The following is a 22,712-nucleotide window of genomic DNA, read 5'->3' on the forward strand; positions in this document are numbered from 1 at the left end:
AGCTCGGGCCGGAACTGCAAGATCGCGGGGAGTGGCGGGCGGAGTCGTACGATCGCAGCCATGGGTGGGCGGATGGCCGGTGCGGCGGGGGCGCTCGCGGAGGAGCTGCCGGCATGGGTGACGTTGCTGCGTGCGCCGAACCCGGGGCCGATGACGCTCGACGGGACGAACACCTGGGTGCTGCGGGCCGGGCCGGACGCCCCCGCCGTGGTGGTCGACCCGGGCCCCGCCGACGAGGGACACCTGGCCGCGATCGCGGCACAGGGGCCCGTCGGATACGTGCTGATCACGCACGGGCACGCCGACCACACCGAGGGCGCGCCCCGGCTCAGCGAGCTGCTCGGCGGCGTGCACGTGCTCGCCGCCGACCCGGCGCACACCATCGGTGGTGAACCGCTGACCGAGCCGGGTGAGGACTTCGGCGGGTTCGGCCTGGAGATCCGGCTGCTGCCCACCCCCGGGCACACCGCCGACTCGGTCTGCTTTCTGGCCGAGCACGCCGGCGAGCGCGTGGTGCTGACCGGCGACACCATCCTCGGCCGTGGCACCACAGTGGTCGCCCACCCGGACGGGCACCTCGGCGACTACCTGTCGAGCCTGGAGCTGCTCTCCACGTACCGGGGGATCCCGGCGCTGCCGGGCCACGGCCCGGCGCTCGCCGACTGCGGTGTGGCGGCCGACTTCTACCTGACCCACCGGCGGGCCCGGCTGGACCAGGTGCGCGCCGCCGTCGCCGCGGGCGCCACCACCGCGGCCGAGGTGGTCGCCGTGGTCTACGCCGACGTCGACAGGTCGCTGTGGTGGGCCGCCGAGTGGTCGGTCCGGGCCCAGCTCGAACACCTCGGAGTGGAGCAGCCGTGACCTGCCCGGTGTGCGGGACCGTCGCCGTGCCCGGGGCGCGGTTCTGCCACAACTGCGGGGCGGCGCTGCCGGCTGCCGCCACGCTGCCCGCCGCCGAGCGCCGCGTGGTGACCGTGCTCTTCGGCGACCTGTCCGACTTCACCTCCTGGTCGGAGGACCTGGACCCGGAACGGGTCGGGGCGGTCACCGACCGGGTGCTGGCCGCCCTCGCGGGCGCGGTCAAGACGTTCGGCGGGCACGTCGACAAGCTCACCGGCGACGGGATCATGGCGGTCTTCGGCGCCCCGGTCGCGCACGAGGACGACGCCGAGCGGGCGGTCCGCGCGGCGCTGTCCATGCAGCGCGCGGTGCGGCGGGTGCTCGACGACGAGCGCGGCGGCGGCGCGCCGCTCGGCCTGCGCGTCGGCCTCAACACCGGGGACGTGATCGCCGGCATCCAGGCGGCGATCGAGTACACGGTCATCGGCGACACGGTGAACACCGCCGCCCGGCTGGCCGACGCCGCCGCGGTCGGCGCGGTCTACGCCGGGGCACGCACCTCCGCCGCCACCCGGCACGTCGCCTCCTGGCGGGCGCTGCGCCCGCTCCGGCTCAAGGGCAAGCGGGAACCGGTCGAGGCGTACGAGCTGCTGGGCCTGCTCGACGCCCCCGGCACCCGGTCCGGCCTCGGCGACGAGGCGCCGTTCGTGGGCCGGGAGACCGAGATCGGCCGGGTCGCCGGCCGGCTCGCCGAGGTGATCGACCGGGGCGAGCCCCGGGTGCTGCTGATGACCGCCGAGGCGGGGATCGGCAAGTCCCGGTTCGCGGCCGAGGTGGAACGCCTCGCCGCCGGCTACGACGTCGGCGCCGGACGGTACGCGGCGCACACCGGCGCCCGGGTGCTCTCGGTGCGCTGCGAGGCGTTCGGCGAGCGCCGCCGGCTGGCCCCGCTGGCCGATCTGGTCCGGGCCGCCGTCGGCCTGCCCGGCGACGCGGCCACCGCCGTCACCCGGCCGGCCGTCGAGGAGCGGCTGCGCCGCCTCGGCCAGCGCCTGGCCCGGCTCCCCGGCGACCCGCCGGCGATCACCGTGGACCAGCTCCTGGCCCTGCTCGGGTACGCCGAACTCCCGCCCGCCGCGGAGAACGGCGAGTGGAACGCGGCCGGACCCCCGCCGGACGACGAAGCGGTGCCCACGGCGGTGGCGGACCTGCTCAGCGCGCTCGCCGGTGAGGCGCCGCTGGTGATCGTGGTGGACGACCTGCACGACGCCACCGCCGAGACGCTCAAGGCGCTGGCGCTGACCCTCAACCGGCTCAGCGGGCCGGTGCTGGTGCTGCTGCTCGGCCGCCCCGAGCTGGTCCGGACCGCGGGCGCGCTGACCCGCGTCGCGGACGCCGAGGTGCACGCGCTGCCGCCGCTGCGCGGCGCGGACGCGTCCCGGCTGCTCACCAGCTACCTGTCCGGTGGCCGCATGCCCCAGACCGACGCGGACCGGCTGCTCGCCACCGCGCAGGGCAACCCGTTCTACCTGGCCGAGCTGGTCACGCTGCTGATGGAGCGGGGGGCGCTCACCGCCGGACCGGGCCGGGGCGCTGACGTCGGCTGGCGACTCGCCCCGGGCTCGCTCGGCAGCCGGCTGCTCTCCCGGGACCTGGCCGCGGTGCTCGCGGCGCGTATCGACGCGCTGCCACCGGACGCCCGATCGGCGCTGCGCGATGCCGCCGTGGTGGGCGACACGGTGCCGGCGGGCGCGCTGGAGGCGTTGCGGGAGCAGCGGGTCGGACGGGACGGGCGGCCCGCCGCGGTGGCCGCCGTCGAGCTGGACCGGGCCGTGGAGGAGCTGCTGCAACGGCGCATGCTGCACCGCACCCGCGGCGGGTTCGCCTTCGCCACCCCGCTGATGCGGGAGGCCGCGTACGCCGGGGTGAGCAAGGCCGAGCTGGCGGAGCGGCACGCGGCGCTGGCCCGCTGGGCCGCACCGGAGAGCGTCGACGAGGCCGGTGTCGCGCCGGGGGGCGCGTTCACCGAGGCCGCCCGCGACGACTTCGTCGCCGAGCACGTGGAGCGGGCCACGGCGCTCGCCGACGCGGTCAAGCTGCGCCCGGACGCGCCGGCCCGGGCGGTCACCCCGCTGGGCGTGGCCGCGCTGGGCCGGGCCGCCCGCCGGTCGCTGCGGTCGGGGGAGCCGGCGCTGGCGGTCGAGTACGCCGAACGCGCGGCCGAGCTGGCCCGCGACGGGGTGCCGCCGGCCGACCGGGTGGTGCACGCCCGGGCCCTGCTCCAGATCGGCCGCCCGGCCGACGCGCTGGCGTTCGCCGAGAAGATCGCCGCGAACACCGGCGACCCGGCCACCCGGACCGCCGCGCTGCTGCTCGCCGGGCAGGCCCAGCAGACACTCGGCGACGCCGAGCGGGCCGAGTGCAACTGGCAGGAGGCGTTGCAGGTGGCCACCGAGGCCGACCTGCCGACACTGCGGGCCTCGGCGATGCGGCGGCTCGGTATGGCCGACTTCATCGCCGGCCGGCTCGGGCAGGCGAGCAGCCGGCTGGCCGCGTCGTACCAGGTCAGTCTCGCCGCGCGGGATCCCCGGGGGCAGGCCTGGTCGTTGCAGAACCTGGCCTGGGTGACCACCACCCGGGGCGACTTCGCGGGCACCGACGCGGTGCTCGGCCGGGCCGCCCGGCTCTTCGCCGAGCTGAAGGACCCGTACGGGCGGGCCTGGCTGCGCGGCACCACCGCGTTCGCCCGGCTGCTCGCCGGCCGGCTGCGGGAGGCGTGCCGGTTGGCGCGGGTGTTCCTGCCGTTCGGGGAGCGGGTCGGCGAGGCGTGGGCGGTGGGGACGCTGCGCGCGGTCGAGGCGTACGCGACCGCCGAGCTGGGCGATCTGGCCGAGGCGGACCGGGCCGCGCGGCGCGCGTACCGGGACTTCGCCGAGGTGGGCGACGACTGGGGGCAGGGCTTCGCGCTTGTGGTGCGCGGGGTGGTGGCGCGGGGGCTGGGCGAGCCGGAACACGCGGCCGACCTGTTCACCGAGGCGCTCGAATACGCCGACCGGAGCACCCACCCGCTGCTCACCGGCATGGCCGGCACGCTGCGTGGTTTCGTGGCGCTGGACATGGGCGACCACGAGACCGCCGAGCAGGAGGCGCGGTCGGTGCTGAGCCGGGTGGAGCCGCACAACCCGCAGGCACCGGCCCAGGTCGCGCCGCGGGTTCTGCTCGCCATGGCCCGGCTCGCGGCGGGCGACCCGGGTACCGCTGTGGGGCTGCTCGCCCCGGTCGCCACCGGCGCGGCGAACGCGCCCTCGCTGCTGTTCTCCCGGCGGCAGACGATGGCCCGGTACGCCGCCGCCCTGCTCGCCCACGGCCAGCGCGAGCAGGCGCTCGACTGGGCGCGGCGGTCGGTCACCGCCCCGGCCGAGGACGTACGCAGCCAGGTGGTGGCGCTGCTGGTGCTGGCCGAGGCGCTGGACGCCTGCGGTAGCCGGGTCGAGGCACTGACGAACGCGGAGGAGGCGGTACGCCTCGCGTACGCCACCGAGCAGCGCAGTGAGCGGGTCGTCGCGGACGCGTTGCGGGTCCGCCTCTCCGGCGGCTGACCGCTCTTGTTCTGACGGTTCCGGGGATGTGTTCGTCGGTGGAGCCGGTTAGCGTGGGGCGGCGACAGTCGTGGATCGGCCGTCGCCTTCCGGTGCGCGGGTGCGTCACCGGCAGACCACGCTGGGGAGGGACGATGAGGCTGCCGCGCTCGGGCGCCGGCTGGACGATCGCGGTCTTCGGGCTTCTCGCGCTGCTGCTCGGCGCGCTCGGTCTGATCTGGCCGGAGGCGCAGCTCCGCCTGCTCGGCTTCGAGGTGCCGGCCGAGCGTGCTCCGGGCGACTACACCGGCACGTTCCTCACCGCGTCCTCGATGGCCTCGTTCAACATGGGGGTCTACTACCTGCTCGCCGTCGCTACGGAGTGGCGGCCGTTCTACCGGTTCACGGTCTGGTTCCGCCTGGTCACCTTCACCGTGTTCACCATCGCGGTGCTCTCCGACGTCGCCCCGGACCGGTTCTTCGCCGTGGCCGCGTGGGAGGGGCTGGGTGCCGTCGCGACGGCGGTCGGCCTGTGGTGGGACGCCCGCCGGGCGGGTGCCGCCCCCGACGACTCCGTCCCGGGGCCGGTGCCGGCCACCGACGCGGCGCGCTGACGGGTCCGGATCGTTGGGTATTTTCGAGTCGTGACCGAGACCCCGCCCGGCGCCCTGCGGCTGCCCATCGTGCCCGGTCTGACCGATCTCGAGGTGTTCGCCCGGGGCGGGTACGCCACCATCTACCGGGCCACCCAGATCTCGGTGGGGCGCGAGGTCGCGGTCAAGATCGAGAACCGCACGCTGGACAGCGAACGCGACCAGGCGCGCTTCCTGCGCGAGGCCCGTGCCGCCGGGCGGATGTCGTCGCACCCGCACGTGGTGGACCTGTTCGACGTCGGGGTCACCGTCGACCAGCATCCCTACCTCATCATGGAGCTGTGCGACGGCTCGTACGCCGAACGGATGCGCACCTCCCCGTTGGGCCCGGCGGAGACCCGCGACCTCGGCGTGAAGATCGCCGACGCGCTGGCCCACTCGCACGCGGCGGGCGTCCTGCACCGCGACGTCAAGCCGGCGAACATCCTGCACTCCGAGTTCAACCCGGCGGTCCTGGCCGACTTCGGTCTGGCGGTGCTCGCCGAGTTCCGTGACTCCTCGGTGATGCTGGAGGCGCTCACCCCGGCGTACGCGCCCCCGGAGACGTTCAACCACAGCCCGCCCACACCCGCCGTCGACGTCTACTCGCTGTGCGCCACGCTCTACGCGGTCATGTACGGCCGTCCGCCGCGCTGGCACTCGGAACGCAACCCGAGCCTGGTCACCGTGCTGGAGATGTTCCAGCAGCCGATCCCGGGCCTGCCCGGCGTGCCCGGCGAGTTGATCGACGTACTCCGGTTGGGCATGTCGAACGACCCGGGTGCCCGGCCCTCCGCGGTCGAGTTGCGTACCCTGCTCGCCGCGCTGCCGCTGGACGGCGCCCCGGCGACCGGCGGCCGGTACGACACCACCGGCGACCGGTCCCACCACACCGGCGGGCCGAATCCGCGACCGCCGGCCGACGACGACCACCCGACGGCGGCCTCGCGCGCCCGGCGCTGGCCCAGGCGCTGGTTCCTCGGCGGCGCCGGGGTGCTGGCGCTCGCCGCCTCGGCCGGGGGTGGCTGGGTGGCCGCCGGGCACACGCCGCCCGTCGCGCCGACGCCGGCGCCCAGCGGCGTGGCCGGGGCGGCGCCGGTGCCCGGCTGCGCGTCCGCCGACGTGCGGCTGCCCACCGGTGCGCGCTGCGCGACGGAGCTGGAGTGCTTCGGCCCGGTACGCCTGCGCCGCGACCGGGCCGAGGCGAGCCGGGTGCCGTGCGACGGCCAGCACACCTGGGAGACCTACGCCGCCGGTGACCTGCCGGCCGGTCTCGCCGCGGCCCGGCACGAGACGGTGGCGGCCGACCCGGCCGTGCGGCGGGTGTGCAACGCCGACACGTTCCGGCTGATCAGCGGTGGCAGGTCGGCGAGCGGGTGGAACCTGGAGGTGCTGCCGCCGGAGGCCGAGGCCGATCGCACCTACCGTTGCCTGGCGGGCCGGGGCGTGAACGCGCTCGCCGGCCCCACGCTCACCGGTCGCTGAGCCCGTTCACGGTCCGTCCCTGCCGCACCGACCGCGGGTCGAGCGTCTCCAGCGTGTCGGCGTCCACCGCTGTCGTCGCCCGCATGCCGCGGACGACCCGCGGGTCCAGCGTCTCCAGCGTGTCCGCGTCGATCGGCTGGCCCGCCGGGGTGCGCAGGTTCCGCACCGCGCGCGGATCGATCGCCTCCAGCGTGTCGGCGTCCACGCCGTACCCCTGGTGGGGGGCCGGCCAGCTCTCGGTCTGCGGGGTGGACCCGCCGGTGCCGCCGGGCTGGCGGGCCGCGGTGACCGTCACTCCTGTGATCATGGCGAGCAGGACGCAGACCAGGGCCAGCACGACCGACAGGATGCCGGGCGGACGCCACACGGCGAGGGTCACCACCGCCGCCACCGTCGCCAGGGACGCGACGACGGCCTTCGCCCGCGCATCGGGCTTCGGGAACGATCTCACCCGACAAGCATGGCCCAGCGCGTCCACCTGTCAACCGGCGGGATGAGACGGCTTCCCGTCAGCGACGCTCCGCTTCGGAGTCGCACGTAGCGACGAAGTGGCGGGGCCGAGGTCTCCTCGACGGCACCGTTTCCCGACGGAAGGCAGCCGCATGCCCCGTTCATTCCGATCCCTGGCCGCCGTCTGCGTCGGTGACGCGCAGCCGTTCCGGGAGGACGCGACGGCCGGCCGGGCGGACGCGTCGAAGAGCGAGCTGGCCCGGGCGGGCGAGCCGAGCCGGGGCGAGCCGAAGCGGCTGCCGCCGGTGGCGCCGCCGCGTCCGGCGGTCGGCACGCTGACCGTCCGCTGACGGACCCCCGGGGTACGGCGGGTGATCGGGCACCCGCCGTACCCGGGGGCCCACCCCGATCAGTAGGACTTGTCCTGGCCGAGTACGTGCTGGGCGACGAAGTTGAGGATCATCTCGCGGCTGACCGGGGCGATCCGGCCCGCACGTACCGCGCCGAGCAACGTCGCCACGCCGTACTCGGTGGTCATGCCCGCCCCGCCGAGCACCTGGACGGCGGTGTCGACGGCGAGCGCGGCGGCCTCGCCCGCCGCGTACTTGGCCATGTTGCCGGAGATGCCGGCTTCCAGGTCGCGGCCCGCGTCGTAGAGCGTGGCCGCCTTGTGGATCATCAAGCGGGCCAGCTCGACCTGCACTGCCGCGTGCGCCAGCGGGTGCGAGACGCCCTGGTGCGAGCCGATCGAACGCCCGCCCCACACCTTGCGGGTGGACGTGTAGTCGCTGGCCCTCTCGATCGCGTACCGGCCGGTGCCGGCGCCCATCGCGGCCACAGTGATGCGCTCCGGGTTGAGCCCGGCGAACAGGGCGGGCAGCCCGGCGTCGAGCGACTCCCCGACGAGCGCGTCGGCGGGGAGCCGGACGTCGTCCAGGAAGAGCAGGAACTGGTTCTCCGGCGACAGGATCTCCATGTCCAGCTTGGACTTCTCCAGGCCCGGCGCGTCGGTCGGCACGATGAACAGCGCCGGCCTCAGCTTCTGCGGAGACGCGTCCCCTGAGTCGGCACTGCCGTCTTCGACGCCGACACGTGCCACCACGAGCACGTGCCCGGCCTCGTCCACGCCGGAGATGTAGATCTTCCGCCCGCTGAGCAGCCAGTCGTCGCCGTCGCGGCGGGCCACGGTGGCGAGGCGGTGGAAGTTCGAGCCCGCGTCCGGCTCGGTGATCGCGAAGACGATCTTCTGGGAGCCGTCGGCGAGACCGGGGAGGTGCTTCTTGCGCTGCTCCTCCGTGCCGTGCTTGTTGATCACGGTGGCGGCGATGGCGGGGGAGACCACCAGGAGCAGCAGCGGGCAGCCCGCCGCGGCCAGTTCCTCGCACACCAGCGCCAGCTCGGTGATGCCGCCGCCCCCGCCGCCGTACTCGGTGGGGATGTTCACGCCCAGGTAGCCCAGCCGGCCGGCCTCGTGCCACAGCTCGTCGGTGTGCCCGCCGGACCTGGCCTTCTCGACGAAGTAGGAGTGGCCGTACTTGCGGCCCAACGCCCGTACGGCGTCGCGGAGCTGGTCCTGTTCGGGGGTCAGGTCGAAGTTCACTGCGCGTCCTCCTCGGGGTCCACCACGGCAAGTACGGCACCCGTCTCGACCTGGCCGCCGGCCGGCACCGGCAGCTCCGTCACCACGCCGTCGGCGGGGGCGAGCACCGGATGTTCGAGCTTCATCGCTTCCAGCGTCAGCAGCAGGTCACCGGCGGCGACCCGCTGACCGACCTCGACGTGCACCCGGGTCACCGCGCCGGGCAGCGGCGCGAGCAGCGACCCGGCTGCCAGCTCCGCGGTGGGCAGGGGCAGGCGGGGCAGCTCGGTGAGGCTCGCCGCCCCGTCCGGGCCGTCCACGAAGACAGACGACCCCACCCGGTGTACGCGGAAAGCCCGCCGCACCCCGTCCACGTCGAGCACCACGCGGTCCGGGGTGGCCGTCACCAGCTCGACCACCGGCAGGTCGGTGTTAACAGGGGGCCCTTCCTCTACCGAATCCGTTAAGAGGGGGCCCTTCCTTCCCCACTCGGCGAGGCCGCCGGTGCGGTCTAGGCGGTAGTGGATCTCGATCTCCTCGTCACCCGGACCGGTGAAGCGGGTGACCTGCGGGAAGGACGGCACGTTGCGCCAGCCCGACGGCAACCCCGCCAGCACCGGGGCGGCGGCCCGGCGCGCGGCGGCCCCGGACAGCGCCGCCGCCAGTGCCGTCACCGGAAGCTGATCCGCCGGCAGCAGCGGCTCGAACACCTCCGGGTGCCGGTCCAGGAAACCGGTGTCCACGTCCACGGCGGCGAACTCCGCGCTGCGCAGCACCCGGACCAGCAGGTCCCGGTTGGTGGCCACGCCGTGCAGTTCGGCGCGGGCGAGCGCACCGGCCAGGGCGCGGGCCGCCTCGGTGCGGGTGGGCGCCCAGGCGACGAGCTTCGCCAGCATCGAGTCGTAGTGCACGCTCACCGACGAGCCGTCCACCACACCGGAGTCCAGGCGCAGCCCACGGGCCGGGCCGAACTCGGCGGCCACCCCCGGGATCGCGAACCGGTGCAACGTGCCGGTGGCCGGACGGAAACCCTGGGCCGGGTCCTCGGCGCACAGCCGTACCTCGATGGCGTGGCCGTCGGCGGGCGGCGTGGTGGTGACCGGCAGCGGCTCGCCCTCGGCCACGAGCAGTTGCAGCCGGACCAGGTCCAGCCCGGTGGTCAGCTCGGTGACCGGGTGCTCCACCTGGAGGCGGGTGTTCATCTCCAGGAAGTGCACCTGCCCGTCCGGCGCGAGCAGGAACTCCACGGTTCCCGCGCCGACGTAGTCGACAGCCCGCCCGGCCGCCACCGCCGCCTCGTGCAGCGCCTCGCGCACGTCGTCGGGCAGCACACCGGGCGCCTCCTCGACGATCTTCTGGTGGCGGCGCTGGATCGAGCAGTCGCGTACCCCGAGGGCGACGACGGCGCCGTGGGTGTCACCGAAGATCTGCACCTCGACGTGGCGGCCGCGTTCCACGTACCGCTCGATGAAGACCGTGCCGTCGCCGAACGCCGCCGCCGCCTCGCGGCGCGCACCCGCGACGGCCTCGGCCAGCCCGGCGGCGTCCCGGACGATCCGCATGCCCCGGCCACCGCCGCCCGCCGATGCCTTGACCAGCACCGGGAACGCGGTGACCTCGGCCGGGTCGGTCCACGTGGGCAGCATCGGCACGCCCGCGTCGGCGAGCAGCGCCTTGGCGGCCATCTTGTCGCCCATCGCGGCGATGGCCTTCGCCGACGGACCCACCCAGGTCAGGCCCGCGTCGGTCACCGCCGCGGCGAACTCGGCGTTCTCGGCCAGGAACCCGTAGCCGGGGTGGACCGCGTCCGCGCCGGAGCGCCGGGCCGCGTCCAGGACGGCGTCGATGCGCAGGTACGTCTCGGCCGGTGTGTTCCCCGGCAGCCGTACGGCCTGGTCGGCGTCGGCCACGAAGGGCGCGCCGGCGTCCGCGTCGGAGTGCACGGCGACGGTGCCCACGCCGAGGGCGCGGCAGGTGGCGAAGACCCGGCGGGCGATCTCCCCCCGGTTCGCAACGAGAAGCTTCGTGATCATTTGAGCAGACCCCCCTACATCCGGAAGACGCCGAAACCATCGGCGCCCTTCACCGGTCCGTTGTGGATCGCCGACAAGCACAGCCCGAGGACGGTACGGGTGTCCCGGGGGTCGATCACCCCGTCGTCGTAGAGCCGCCCGGACAGGAACAGCGCCCCGGACTGCGACTCGATCTGCTGCTCGACCATCATCCGCATGGCGGCGTCGGTGTCCTCGTCGTACTCGCGTCCCCGGGCGGCGGCCGCCTGCCGGGCCACGATGGACAGCACGCCGGCGAGCTGCGCCGGGCCCATCACCGCCGACTTCGCGTTCGGCCAGGTGAACAGGAACCGCGGCTCGTACGCCCGGCCGCACATGCCGTAGTTGCCGGCGCCGTAGGAGGCACCCAGGTTGACGGTCAGGTGCGGCACCTTCGAGTTCGACACCGCGTTGATCATCAGGGCGCCGTGCTTGATGATGCCGCGCTGCTCGTACTCGGTGCCGACCATGTAGCCGGTGGTGTTCTGCAGGAAGACCAGCGGTGTGTCCGCCGCGTTGGCGAGCTGGATGAATTGGGTCGCCTTCTGTGCCTCCTGGCTGAACAGCACGCCCCGGGCGTTCGCCAGCACGCCGACCGGGTAGCCGTGCAGCTCACCCCAGCCGGTGACCAGCGCGGTGCCGTAGCCGGGCTTGAACTCGTCGAACGCGCTGTCGTCGAGCACCCGGGCCAGCACCTCGCGCGGGTCGAACGGCACCTTCAGGTCGGCGCTGGCGATGCCGAGCAGCTCCTCCGGGTCGTACCGGGGTGGCAGCGGGTGCGGGTTGCGGGGCGGCGGGCCGTACTTGCGCCAGTTGAGCCGGCGTACGCACTGCCGGGCCAGCCGGATCCCGTCGCGCTCGTCGGAGGCGAGGAAGTCGGCCAGGCCGGACGTGGTGGCGTGCATCGCCGCGCCGCCGAGCGACTCGTCGTCGGTGACCTCACCGGTGGCCATCTTCACCAGCGGCGGCCCGGCCAGGTAGACCTGCGAGCGGTCGCGGATCATGATGGTGAAGTCCGACATGCCCGGCACGTACGCGCCACCGGCCGTGGCGTTGCCGAAGACCACGCTCACGGTCGGGATCCCCTGCGCGGAGAGCCGGGTCAGGTCACGGAACACCCGGCCGCCGGGAATGAAGATCTCCGCCTGGGTGGGCAGGTCCGCGCCGGCCGACTCGACCAGGTTCACCAACGGCAGCCGGTTGGCCGCCGCGATCTCACCCGCCCGCCGGGTCTTCGCCAGCGACCACGGGTTGATCGCGCCGCCGCGTACCGTCGGGTCGTTCGCCACGATCAGGCACTCGACGCCCTCGACCACACCGATGCCGGTCACGGTGCTGGCGCCGACCGGGAAGTCCGTGCCGTACGCGGCCACCGACGACAGCTCCAGGAACGGGCTGTCCGGATCGAGCAGCAGTTCGATCCGTTCGCGGGGGAGCAGCTTGCCGCGACCGTGGTGCCGGGTCACGTACTTCTCGCCGCCACCGCCCCGGGCCTGGTCGAGCGCCGCCTCCAGTTCGGCGAGGCGCTCCAGCAGTGCCTCCCGGTTGGCGGTGAAGGCGGGCGCGGACGGGTCGACGGTGCTCTGCAGGACAGTCGTGCTCACAGGCCCATGCCCTTCGCGATGATCTCGTTCATGATCTCGGTGGTGCCGCCGCCGATGCCGAGCAGACGGGAGTCCCGGTAGTGCCGCTCCACCTCGGCGTCGCGCATGTAGCCGAAGCCGCCGTGCAGTTGCAGCGCCGCGTCGACCACCCAGTCGCAGGTGGCCACCGCGACGTTCTTCGCCATGGCCACCTCGGTCACCACCGGCTGCCCGGCGGCCACCCGCTCGGCGACGTCGTGCACGTACGCCCGCGCCGCGTCGGTGCGGCTGTGCATCTCGGCCAGCCGGTGCCGGACGACCTGGCGCCCGGCGAGCGGGCGGCCGAACGTGGAGCGGTCCCGGCACCACCGCACGGCCAGGTCCACGCAGCGCTGCGCGGTCGCGTACGCCTGCGTGGCGAGCGACAGCCGCTCGTTGGCGAACTGCTGCATGATGGCGAGGAAGCCGGTGTCCTCCGGGCCGACCCGGTTACTCACCGGCACCCGGACGTCGACGAAGGACAGTTCGGCCGTGTCCGAGCAGTGCCAGCCCAGCTTCTCCAGCCGCCGCCCCACCGTGAACCCGGGCGAGCCCTTGTCGACGACCAGCAGGCTGACCGAGCCCGATCCGGGGAAGTCGGTGCAGACAGCAGTGGTGACGAAGTCGGCGCGGGCCCCGCTGGTGATGTACGTCTTGGACCCGTTGACGACGTAGTAATCGCCGTCGCGTACCGCGCAGGTGCGGATGCCCGCCACGTCCGAGCCGCCGTCCGGCTCGGTGATCGCCAGCGCACCGATCATCGTCCCGGCGAGCGCGGGCCGGACGTACCTGTCGATCAGCCCCTCGTCCTGGGTCTCCACCATGTGCGGCAGCGCGATCCCGTGTGTGAACAGCGCGGCGACCAGCCCGGACGACCCGCCCGAGCGGATGATCTCCTCGGTGACCACGATCGAGTCGAGCAGGTCGCCGCCGCTGCCGCCGACCGACTCCGGGAAGCCGATGCCGAGCAGGCCGATCTTCGCGGCGGTCTCGTGCAGCGACCGGGGCACCTCGCCCGCCCGCTCCCAGTCGGCCAGGTGCGGCAGCACCTCACGGCTCACGAACGAGCGGGTCAGCTCGCGCAGTTGCCGGCGTTCCGGTGTGTCCACGATGGTCATTGCGGAACCTCCGCCGGAAGGTCGACCACCCGCGAGCGCAGCAGCTCGCCGAGCGCCTTGGCCTGGGGGTCGAAGCGGGTGGAGGCGGCCACACCCTGCCCGAGGAGTCCCCGGACCACGAAGTTGACGGCGCGCAGGTTCGGCAGCTCGTACCGCTCGACGGTCAGCGCCGCGGTCTCCGGCAGCAGCTCCGCCAGCCGCTCCACGGTGAGCCAGTCGCGCAGCCAGGGCCAGATCGCGTCGGTACGGGCCCAGACGCCCAGGTTGGCGTCGCCGCCCTTGTCGCCCGACCGTGCCCCGACCAGCTCACCGAGCGCCCCGCGCCGGCTTCCGTGCAAGGAAGGGCCCCTTGTTAACGCCTCGTGTTGTATAGGGGCCCCCTGCAAACCGCTGGTCACCGTCGGCGGCGAGATCGGCACCCGCTCGCCGGAGGGCAGCACCGCGACGTGCTCGACAACGTCCTGCGCGATCGTGTCGGCGGTGAACACCCCGTACGGCGTCGCGTCACCGGGCAGCGTGGTCAGCGTGCAGCCCGGGTAGGAGGCCAGCGCCAGTTCCACCGCCGCCGCCGAGAACGCCCGCCCGGCCCGCGACTTGTCGCCGTCGCGCAGGTGTACGTGCAGCAACGCGCTCGCCGCCTCGGTGTCGCCGGTGTCCGGGTGGTCGGTGCGGGCCAGCGTGAACTCCAGCCCCTCCGTGCCGACCGCCTCTTCGATCTGGCTGCGGACCAGTGCCGCCTTGGCCGGGATGTCCAGCCCGCACAGCACGAACGTCATCGAGTTGCGGAAGCCGCCCAGGTTGTTGACACCCACCTTGAGCGTGTCCGGCGGTGGCGTGCCGCGCACCCCGGAGACGCGTACCCGGTCCGGGCCCTCCTGCTCCAGCCGTACCGTGTCCAGCCGGGTCACCACGTCCGGCCCGAGATAGTCCGGCCCGCCCACCTCGTACAGCAGTTGGGCGGTGACCGTCTCGACTGTCACCGCGCCGCCCGTGCCGGGGTGCTTGGTAAGCACCGAGGAGCCGTCCGCGCGCAGTTCGGCGATCGGGAAGCCGGGCCGGTGCCCGCCGTCCGGCAACTCGGTGAAGAAGCTGAAGTTGCCACCGGTGACCTGCGCGCCGCACTCGATCAGGTGACCGGCCACCGTCGCGCCGGCCAGCGCGTCGAGGTCGTCGCGGGTCCACCCGAAGCGGGCGATCGCCGGGCCGACCGCCAGCGAGGCGTCGGTTACCCGCCCGGTGACCACCACGTCCGCGCCCGCGTCCAGGCAGGCCGCGATCCCGAACGCGCCCAGGTAGGCGTTCGCGGTCAGCGCGTCCGGGCGTTGGATCGCGTCGCCCTCGACGTACCCGACCCGGACCTGGAGGCCGAGCCGGTCGGCGAGCGACCGGATCGCGTCGGCCAGCCCCGCCGGGTTCAGGCCACCCGCGTTGGTGACCAGCCTGACGCCGCGCTCCCCTGCGGTGCCGAGCACGCCCTCCATCTGGCGCAGGAACGTCTTGGCGTAACCGAGTGACGGGTCGCGCATCCGGTCCCGGCCGAGGATGAGCATGGTCAGCTCGGCCAGGTAGTCACCGGTCAGCACGTCCAACTCGCCGCCGTCGAGCATCTCCCGCCAGGCGGTGAAGCGGTCGCCGTAGAAGCCCGACGCGTTCCCGATCCGCAGCACGCTCATGAGGGAACTCCGTTCGCCGGCCCGCGCTTGCCGCCGGGCGGGCCGGCGAACGCCTGAGCCACGTCCAGCCACTCGTCGGCCACCGGCCCGGCGGCGGTCAGGGCCAGGTCCGCGCGGTGCCGGCGCTGCGTGACGAGCAGGCAGAAGTCGAGCGCCGGACCGGTCACCCGGTCGGCCGCGTCGACCGGCCCGAACTCCCACACCTCGCCGCCCGCGGGCGCGGCCAGCTCGACCCGCACCGGCGCCGTGGGCACGTCGCGGCCGTGGGCCGAGAAGCCGTGCCCGAGGGTACGGAAGCCGAGGTGCGCTATGTGCCGCAGCCGCGCGGTCGGGGTACGGCTGACGCCCAGCGCGTCGGCCACGTCCTCGCCGTGCGCCCACGTCTCCATCAGCCGGGCCGTCACCATCGAGGTGGGCGACATGCTGGTGCCGTACCAGGGGATCTTCTGCCCGGTCGGGACGGCGGTGAGCGCCCCGGCGAGCGCCGACCGGCCGGAACGCCAGCGGGCCAGCAGCGCGGGCGGGGGCGCGAGGAAGGACTCGGCGCCGTCCTCGACCAGGCGCGACGGGTCCGGCGCGGCCGTGACCGAGGCGAAGAACGCCGACTCGTCGGTGGCCGCCAGGTAGGCGACGTGGTCGGTCCAGGCCAGGTGCGCGACCTGGTGCGCGACGGTCCAGCCCGGGGCCGGTGTCGGCCGCTCCCATCCCTCCGGCGGCAGGTCCGCGACGAGCGCGTCGAGCTGTTCGGACTCGGCGGCCAGGTCCGCGAGCAGGGCTGTCAGGTCGACCATTGTGCCTCCGGGCGGGGGTGGGGCGTCAGGGATCAGTGCCGCTCGCTCTCGGGGGTGAGCAGCGCGGCGAGCTGGCGTTTCCAGGTGTGCAGCAGGGCGGCGCGACGGGGCGAGTCGTCGCTGAGCAGGTTGGCCACGCCGAGACCGCGGAGCAGGTCGAGGGTGGCCTGCACCGACTCGCGTACGCCCGGCTTGCGCTCGTCCACGCCGAGCAGCTCCACGGTGAGCCGGTGCATCTCGCGGCCGATCCGCGCCTCCAGCGGCACCAGCGCGGCGCGCAGCTCGGCGTCGGTGCGGGCGGCCACCCACAGCTCCAGCGCGGCCACGAACAGCGGGCCGGTGAAGGAGGTGGCGAGCAGGTCGACCACCCCGTCGAGCCGCTGCGGGCCGGACGGCAGGGCCGCCGCCTCGGCGCGCAGCTCGGCCGCCCGGCGTTCGGTCAGGTGCGTGACGGCGGCTGTCACCAGCGCGGCCTTGGTGGGGTAGTGGTGCAGCTGGGCGCCCCGGGAGACGCCGGCGCGGGCCGCCACCACGGTCGTCGTGGTGCCGGACCAGCCGTGCTCGACCAGGCACTCGACAGTCGCCTCCAGCAGCCGGGCCTGGGTGGCACGGCTGCGCTCCTGCTGCGGAACCCGGGTCGACACGCAGACAGCGTGCCCCGCCCAAAACAAACAGTCAAGCCTGACTTTTTCTTAAGGAGGGGCCCCTTCTTAACGCCTCCGGTAGAGGAAGGGCCCCTTGTTAACGCTTCAGCGGCCGTCGCGCGGACCGAAGACCGTGAGGGCGTCGGCGTCGGAGTGGCGGGAGCGGACGTACTCATCGGCCCAGGCCGCCGCGTCCGGGAATGCGGACCCGGCGGCGACCCGGGCGCAGGCGGCGTCCACGTCGAAGCGGGTCCGGCGCAACTGGACGCCCGGCCCGAGCAGCGCCCACCAGGCGCCGGTGCCCCCGTAGGGCATGCCGACGCTGCCCGGGTTCACCACAAGTCGACGGTCGACCAGCCGGGTGAACGGCATGTGCGTGTGCCCGCAGACCACGGTGCCGACCTCGGCCGGCAGGCCGGCGAAGACCTCGGCCCAGCGGTCCAGCCGCGAGTCGACGAGCACGACCTCCTCGTCGTCGCGTGGAGTCGCGTGGCAGAACAACACGTCGCCGAGGCCGGTGACCGGCAGCGTGACGGACGGCGGCAGCGCCGCCAACCGGGCCACCTGGTCGTCGCGGAGCTGCCCGGCGGCCCAGTTGGAGACCTCGATCGCCGACGGCTCGCCGGCCCTTGCCTGCACCAGCTCCCGGTCGGCGTTCCCGCCGACCCAGCAGGCCCGGTCACCGAGCGCGGCCAGCCGGTCCAGCACCTCGACCGGCTGCGGGCCGGCCGCCAGGTCACCGGTGAGGACGATCAGGTCGGCGGCTGCCACGTCCGGCTCGGCCAGGACTGCTTCCAGCGCGGGCAGCACACCGTGGATGTCGGAGAGGACGGCGACGCGATCAGGCATCGTCCCAGCCTGGTGACACCGGCCCGGGCGGACAAGGCGATTCTGCGGCGGGCAGAGCCAGGTTGCTCGGAGGCGGCACCTACCCGGCCCGCGCACGAGAGGCGGCACCGGTCCTGCGCAAGAAGGGCGGCACCGGCCTGGCCCGCGCACGAGAGGCGGCACCGGCCCTGCGTAAGAAGGGCGGCACCGGCCTGGCCCGCGCACGAGGCGGCACCAGTCTGCGCCGAAGACGGCATCGGCCCGGTTCCGCGCGGCGGCGGGCCGGGCCGGGAAGCCGGTGCGGGAAGTCAGACCCGCGCGCGGCGGGCCAGGCGCTCCGGGTCGAGGATGATAATGCTCTTGCCGTCCAACCGCAGCCAGCCGCGCGAGGCGAAGTCGGCCAGTGCCTTGTTGACGGTCTCCCGGGAGGCGCCGACGAGCTGCGCGATCTCCTCCTGGGTGAGGTCGTGCGTCACGCGCAGTACGCCACCGTCGCGGGTGCCGAACCGGCCGGCCATCTGGAGCAGGTTCTTGGCGACCCGGCCCGGCACGTCCGTGAAGATCAGGTCGGCGAGCGAGTCGTTGGTCCGGCGCAGCCGGCGGGCGAGCACCCGCAGCAGCTGCTCGGCGATCTCGGGCCGGTTGTTCAGCCACGGCCGCAGCGCCTGCTTGCGCAGCCGGACCAGGCGGGTGTCGGTGACCGCCGTGGCCGTCGCGGTACGCGGGCCGGGGTCGAACAGCGACAGCTCACCGACCATGTCCGACGGGCCCATCACGGCGATCAGGTTCTGCCGGCCGTCCGCCGCGCGGCGACCCACCTTGATCTTGCCGGACAGGAGGATGTAGAGACTGTCGCCGGGCTCGCCCTCGTTGAACACGATCTCGCCCTTGCGGACCTCGATCGTCTCCATCTCCTTGGCGAGCGCCTCGGCAGCCTCCGGGTCGACACCCTGGAAGATCCCGCTGCGGGCCAGTACCTCGTCCATCGCGCACCTCCGCCTGCGCGTGCCGTCCGTCGGCCGGGTCCGCCGTCCGCTGATCCCTCGCGCGCCGCCAGTCTAGGCGCACATGAGCAGTAATCAGAGGTGCACCCCTGGAATCTTGATCGTTGGGCGTAACCTGCCCGACCTGGAGAGCAGCTAAGATCCCGCCTCCGGCCCGGGCCGGCGCCACCCGTTCCCACCTGTGATCGTAGGGTGACCGGCGTGCTGTGCGAGCCGTTCCTGACCAGCCGGTCCGAATCCGGGTGGAACATCCCGCTGCTGGCCTGGCGGGCCGACGCGCCGCTGCTGGCGGTCGGCTCCGCGCCGCTGGGCGGGGGGATCGGCGTCCGCCGTTGGGTGCTCAACGCGACGGTCCCCATGTCGTACGACCGGAACGACCCCGCCGCGCACCTGGCCGAGCTGGCGCACGGCCTCGACCTGGACGGCCCCGGGGTCGGACTGCTGACCGGCGTGGACGTGAGCGAGGTGGTCCGCCGCACCGACGGCGGCGTCCGGGTCTGGGCGACCGTCGGTCTGGGCACGCCGGTGTGGGCCGCCGCCGTGCCCGAGCCGGCCCGGCCCGCGCAGCGCGTCGGCACCGTCAACATCGTCGCGTACGTGCCGGTGCGGCTCGGTGACGCCGCCCTGGTAAATGCCGTGGCCACCGCCACCGAGGCGAAGGCGCAGGCGATCTGGGAACTCGGACTGCCGGCCACCGGCACCCCCACCGACGCGGTGACGGTGCTCTGCCCGGCCGACGGCGATCCGGCGCCGTACGGCGGTCCCCGGTCGGCCTGGGGTGCACCGCTGGCCCGGGCCGTGCACGCCGCCGTCCGTTCCGGCGGTGCCGGGACCGTCGTGCCCTGGTCCGACCGGCGGGCGGGCTGACGTGCGCCCGGCATACCCGGCGCGCCGGGTTTTCCGACCGATCGGCCCTCGTCGCGGCGTTCCGGGGACGGTAGCGTCGCCGACGATGTACGCTCCCGCCCGTTCTGTGCCCCGTACCCTCCGCGCCGCCGTCGCCGGACCGCCCGCCGCCGCTCCCGGCCCGCCTCGCGCGGTGCTCGGCCGGCGCCTGGCCGCGTTCGCCGCACTCGTCGCCGTCCTGTTCGTCGCCGGTTGCGGCGGGGACACCGGCGGCTCCGGCGGCGACCCCAGATGGCAGGCGGGACAGGGCGGCGGATCGACCGGCTCGGCCGGGCCCGAGACGGGTGACCAGCCGGCGGCGCCGGACGCGTCGAAGGAACCGTCGATCTCGCTCGCCGCGACCGGCGACGTGATCATGGGTAACGCGCCGAACCGGCTGCCAGCCAACGGCGGCAAGGGCTTCTTCGACGACGTGAAGTCGGCGCTCAAGGGCGACCTGGTCATGGGCAACCTGGAGGAGCCGCTCACCGACGACACCGGAGCCGGCAAGTGCGGCCCGGAGCCGAAGAACTGCTACCAGTTCCGCGCGCCGCCCGGCTACGCCGCGCACCTGCGCTCGGCCGGATTCCAGCTGCTCAACCAGGCCAACAACCACGGCTACGACTACGGCCGCCAGGGCTACGAGAACACCCAGTCGGCGCTGGAGGCGCACGGGCTCAAGCACACCGGTGCACCGGGCGAGATCACCGTGGTGGACGTCAAGGGCATCAAGGTCGCCGTGGTGGGCTTCTCGTCGTACCCGTGGTCCAACAGCCTGGTCGACCTGAACGCCGCCAAGCAGGTGATCGAGATGGCCAAGGAGTCGGCCCAGATCGTGGTGGTGCAGGTGCACATGGGCGCCGAGGGGTCGGACAAGACCCGGGTGAAGCCGGGCACCGAGATGTTCTTCGGCGAGAACCGCGGTGACCCGATCCGCTTCTCCCGCACCGTCATCGACGCCGGCGCCGACCTGGTGATCGGGCACGGTCCGCACGTGCTGCGCGGGATGGAGTTCTACAAGGGGCGGCTGATCGCGTACAGCCTGGGCAACTTCGCCGGCGGCGGGAAGTCGCTGAACAGCTCGGGCCGGCTCGGCTGGGGCGGCGTGCTCAAGGTGTCGCTCACCGCGGACGGGACATTCGTCGGCGGCACGTTCACCTCCACCGTGATGAACGGCGTGGGCCGGCCGTCGGTGGACCGGCAGAACCGCGGCCTCGGACTGGTCCGCGACCTGAACCGGTCCGACTTCCCGGACACCGGCGCGAAGCTCGACGGGACCGGCAGGATCACCGCACCGGCGGGTGGCTGAGCGCGCCCCGACCGCGCCGAGCCGCCGGAGCGTCGGCCCCGCGACGTAGGCTGGCCGACGTGACCACGCGCTCCCCCGAGACCGACCTCGGCCGTACGCGCCGCGCCCGGCGCATCGGCCGCGTGCTGACCGAGACGCACCCCGACGCGCACTGTGAACTCGACCACTCCAGTGCGCTGGAGCTCGCGGTGGCGACGATCCTGTCCGCCCAGTGCACCGACAAGAAGGTCAACGAGGTCACGCCGAAGCTGTTCGCCCGCTACCGCACCGCTGCCGACTACGCCGCGGCGGACCGCGTCGAGCTGGAGGAGCTGATCCGGCCCACCGGGTTCTACCGCAACAAGACCAGCTCCCTGATCAACCTCGGGCGGGCGCTCTGCGAGCGGTACGACGGCGAGGTGCCCGGCCGGCTCGACGACCTGGTGACCCTGCCGGGGATCGGCCGCAAGACCGCGAACGTCATCCTCGGCAACGCCTTCGGCGTCCCCGGCATCACCGTCGACACCCACTTCCAGCGGCTGGTGCACCGGTGGCAGCTCACCACCGAGACCGACCCGGTGAAGATCGAGCACGCGATCGGCGCGCTCTACCCGAAGCGCGACTGGACGATGTTGTCGCACCGGGTCATCTTCCACGGCCGCCGGGTCTGCCACGCCCGCAAGCCCGCCTGCGGCGCGTGCACGCTGGCGAAGCTGTGCCCCGCGTACGGCACCGGGCCGACCGAGCCGGCCGCCGCGGCCAGGCTGCTCAAGGGCCCCCGGGCCCGTGACCTGGCGGTCGCCGTGGGCCTCGACCCCGACCTGGTGCCGCAGCAGGCGGCCGCGGCGGACGTGCCGTGATGCGCCGGCTCGCGTACCTTCTCGTCCCGCTGCTGCTGGCGGCGGCGGGCTGCACCGCCACGGCCGAGGAGCCGGGGCGTCCCGCGCCCGCGACCCGGGCCGAGCGCCCCTCGCCGTTCGCCGACTGCACCCCGCTGACCGTCGCGCCCGCCGCCGCGTCCCCGACGTCCCCCGGAAAGGCCGTGTCCCCGACGCTTGCAGGGAAGGCCGGGGAGCAGCTCCCCGACCTGACGCTCAACTGCTTCACCGGCGGTACGCCGGTGAACCTGCGCGACGTCAAGGGCCCGGCGGTGATCAACGTGTGGGCGTCCTGGTGCCCGCCGTGCCGCAAGGAGCTGCCCGCGTTCCAGCGGCTCAGCGACCGCGCCGACGGCCGGTTCCAGGTGATCGGCGTGAACAGCCGGGACAGCCGCGGCGGCGCGCAGTCCATCGGCGAGGACTTCGGCGTCGACTTCCCGATGCTGCTCGACCAGGGCGACGCGTTCCAGCGCGCGCTCGAACGCAACGCGTTCCCGCTCACCGTGCTGGTCGACGCCGACGGCCGGATCCGGCACACCGACGCGACCGGCGCGCTCGACGACGCCCGCCTTGCCGCGCTGGTCGAACGCCACCTCGGGGTGCGGGTATGACCCGACGGCCGCCGCTGTGGTTCGACCCGCTGCTGGGCCGGCTCGGCACCGCGCGGGCGGAGGACTTCACCCGCATCGTCACGCCGGCCAGCGGCGGCCGGGAGAGCGCCGTTCTGGTGCTGCTGGGCGAGGAGCCCGGCGCCGGGCCGGACGTGCTCGTCCTCCAGCGCGCCGCGACGCTGCGCAACCACGCCGGGCAGCCGGCCTTCCCGGGTGGCGCGGCCGACCCGGAGGACGCCGACGTCCGTGCCACCGCGCTGCGCGAGGCGAACGAGGAGGTCGGCCTCGACCCGGGCAGCGTCACGGTGCTGGCCGAGCTGCCCCGGCTCTGGATCCCGGTCAGCGACTTCGTGGTCACCCCGGTGCTCGCCTGGTGGCACGACCCGCACCCGGTGCACCCGCGCGAGCCGGCCGAGGTCGCGCACGTGGCCCGGCTGCCGGTCACCGAGCTGGTCGACCCGGACAACCGCATGCGGGTACGCCACCCGAGCGGCTGGATCGGCCCGGCCTTCTCGGTGCGCGGGATGCTCGTCTGGGGCTTCACCGCAGGCGTGATCGACCGGGTGCTGGAGATGGGCGGCTGGTCCCGGCCCTGGCCGCACTCGCGCGTGGTGGACCTGCCTCCGGTCGGCGCCACGCCCGCTCCGTCGGCGGGCACCGAACCGGCCGACGAGAGCCCGGTGCGGTGATCACCCGCACGCATCCCCGGGTCACGTTCCGCGAGCGCTGAGCCGACCGCGGGCCCGGTGCCCGTA

Annotated in this window: 20 protein-coding genes; 10 read left to right on the plus strand and 10 right to left on the minus strand. The window is 74.2% G+C overall.

Going from position 1 to position 22,712, the window contains the following annotated elements; translation table 11 throughout:
• The first annotated feature begins 60 nt into the window (after positions 1-60).
• From C569_RS0114885 to C569_RS0114900, 4 genes are all read left to right on the plus strand, one after another.
• Positions 61-861 carry an MBL fold metallo-hydrolase gene (locus C569_RS0114885; protein ID WP_026268171.1) on the plus strand — a complete coding sequence of 267 codons (801 nt, stop codon included), beginning with the start codon at positions 61-63 and terminating at the stop codon, positions 859-861.
• The gene (locus C569_RS0114890) at positions 858-4,439 is read left to right on the plus strand and encodes an adenylate/guanylate cyclase domain-containing protein (RefSeq protein WP_018786574.1); all 3,582 of its coding nucleotides are present in this window, start codon (positions 858-860) and stop codon (positions 4,437-4,439) included. The genes C569_RS0114885 and C569_RS0114890 overlap by 4 nt, the downstream gene beginning before the upstream one ends.
• A 134-nt stretch (positions 4,440-4,573) precedes the next feature.
• Complete coding sequence (locus C569_RS0114895) at positions 4,574-5,032, plus strand: hypothetical protein (RefSeq protein WP_018786575.1); 459 nt, start codon at positions 4,574-4,576, stop codon at positions 5,030-5,032.
• A gap of 30 nt (positions 5,033-5,062) precedes the next feature.
• Positions 5,063-6,535, plus strand: coding sequence for a serine/threonine-protein kinase (locus C569_RS0114900; protein WP_018786576.1), 1,473 nt, complete (start codon positions 5,063-5,065; stop codon positions 6,533-6,535).
• Here C569_RS0114900 and C569_RS0114905 read toward each other — a convergent pair.
• A complete protein-coding gene (locus C569_RS0114905) occupies positions 6,522-6,986 on the minus strand; it encodes a hypothetical protein (RefSeq protein ID WP_018786577.1) in 465 nt (154 codons plus the stop codon). The two genes, C569_RS0114900 and C569_RS0114905, sit on opposite strands and share 14 nt — an antisense overlap.
• A gap of 151 nt (positions 6,987-7,137) precedes the next feature.
• Here C569_RS0114905 and C569_RS0114910 point away from each other — a divergent pair, with 151 nt between their 5' ends.
• A complete protein-coding gene (locus C569_RS0114910; RefSeq protein WP_018786578.1) occupies positions 7,138-7,335 on the plus strand; it encodes a hypothetical protein in 198 nt (65 codons plus the stop codon).
• 59 nt (positions 7,336-7,394) lie between these two features.
• Here C569_RS0114910 and C569_RS0114915 read toward each other — a convergent pair whose 3' ends face one another.
• The 9 genes from C569_RS0114915 to C569_RS0114955 all read right to left on the minus strand — a co-directional run bounded on the left by C569_RS0114915 (position 7,395) and on the right by C569_RS0114955 (position 18,277).
• Positions 7,395-8,585 (minus strand): acyl-CoA dehydrogenase family protein, encoded by a 1,191-nt coding sequence (locus C569_RS0114915; RefSeq protein WP_018786579.1) that lies wholly within the window; start codon positions 8,583-8,585, stop codon positions 7,395-7,397.
• Positions 8,582-10,597: a biotin carboxylase N-terminal domain-containing protein gene (locus C569_RS0114920; RefSeq protein ID WP_018786580.1), complete on the minus strand. Its 2,016-nt coding sequence runs from the start codon at positions 10,595-10,597 to the stop codon at positions 8,582-8,584. Before C569_RS0114920 ends, C569_RS0114915 begins: the two co-directional genes overlap by 4 nt.
• 14 nt (positions 10,598-10,611) lie before the next feature.
• Complete coding sequence (locus tag C569_RS0114925) at positions 10,612-12,219, minus strand: acyl-CoA carboxylase subunit beta (protein WP_018786581.1); 1,608 nt, start codon at positions 12,217-12,219, stop codon at positions 10,612-10,614.
• Positions 12,216-13,355, minus strand: coding sequence for an acyl-CoA dehydrogenase family protein (locus C569_RS0114930; protein ID WP_018786582.1), 1,140 nt, complete (start codon positions 13,353-13,355; stop codon positions 12,216-12,218). The genes C569_RS0114925 and C569_RS0114930 overlap by 4 nt, the downstream gene beginning before the upstream one ends.
• Entirely contained in the window at positions 13,352-15,028 is a 1,677-nt protein-coding gene (locus C569_RS0114935; protein WP_018786583.1) for an acyclic terpene utilization AtuA family protein, read from the minus strand. The genes C569_RS0114930 and C569_RS0114935 overlap by 4 nt, the downstream gene beginning before the upstream one ends.
• On the minus strand, positions 15,025-15,819 hold the full coding sequence (locus tag C569_RS0114940) for a TIGR03084 family metal-binding protein (protein ID WP_018786584.1): 795 nt from the start codon (positions 15,817-15,819) through the stop codon (positions 15,025-15,027). The genes C569_RS0114935 and C569_RS0114940 overlap by 4 nt, the downstream gene beginning before the upstream one ends.
• A 32-nt stretch (positions 15,820-15,851) precedes the next feature.
• On the minus strand, positions 15,852-16,463 hold the full coding sequence (locus tag C569_RS0114945; protein WP_018786585.1) for a TetR/AcrR family transcriptional regulator: 612 nt from the start codon (positions 16,461-16,463) through the stop codon (positions 15,852-15,854).
• Between the two features lie 105 nt (positions 16,464-16,568).
• Positions 16,569-17,312 carry a metallophosphoesterase gene (locus C569_RS0114950; protein ID WP_018786586.1) on the minus strand — a complete coding sequence of 248 codons (744 nt, stop codon included), beginning with the start codon at positions 17,310-17,312 and terminating at the stop codon, positions 16,569-16,571.
• 287 nt (positions 17,313-17,599) lie between these two features.
• The gene (locus C569_RS0114955) at positions 17,600-18,277 is read right to left on the minus strand and encodes a Crp/Fnr family transcriptional regulator (protein ID WP_007466162.1); all 678 of its coding nucleotides are present in this window, start codon (positions 18,275-18,277) and stop codon (positions 17,600-17,602) included.
• A 219-nt stretch (positions 18,278-18,496) separates the two neighbouring features.
• On the opposite strand from C569_RS0114955, the gene C569_RS0114960 reads away from it, so the two are divergent.
• The 5 genes from C569_RS0114960 (at position 18,497) to C569_RS0114980 (ending at position 22,646) form a co-directional block, all read left to right on the plus strand.
• Positions 18,497-19,162, plus strand: a complete 666-nt coding sequence (locus tag C569_RS0114960) for an adenosylcobinamide amidohydrolase (RefSeq protein ID WP_026268172.1) — start codon at positions 18,497-18,499, stop codon at positions 19,160-19,162.
• Positions 19,163-19,268: 106 nt separating this feature from the next.
• A complete protein-coding gene (locus C569_RS0114965; protein ID WP_018786588.1) occupies positions 19,269-20,489 on the plus strand; it encodes a CapA family protein in 1,221 nt (406 codons plus the stop codon).
• Positions 20,486-21,328 (plus strand): endonuclease III, encoded by an 843-nt coding sequence (nth, locus tag C569_RS0114970; RefSeq protein ID WP_026268174.1) that lies wholly within the window; start codon positions 20,486-20,488, stop codon positions 21,326-21,328. The genes C569_RS0114965 and nth overlap by 4 nt, the downstream gene beginning before the upstream one ends.
• Entirely contained in the window at positions 21,328-21,957 is a 630-nt protein-coding gene (locus C569_RS0114975) for a TlpA disulfide reductase family protein (RefSeq protein ID WP_018786590.1), read from the plus strand. Before nth ends, C569_RS0114975 begins: the two co-directional genes overlap by 1 nt.
• Positions 21,954-22,646 carry a CoA pyrophosphatase gene (locus tag C569_RS0114980; protein WP_018786591.1) on the plus strand — a complete coding sequence of 231 codons (693 nt, stop codon included), beginning with the start codon at positions 21,954-21,956 and terminating at the stop codon, positions 22,644-22,646. Before C569_RS0114975 ends, C569_RS0114980 begins: the two co-directional genes overlap by 4 nt.
• Positions 22,647-22,712 lie beyond the last annotated feature (66 nt).

This window comes from Micromonospora sp. CNB394 (assembly GCF_000374985.1).
Taxonomy (GTDB): domain Bacteria; phylum Actinomycetota; class Actinomycetes; order Mycobacteriales; family Micromonosporaceae; genus Micromonospora; species Micromonospora marina.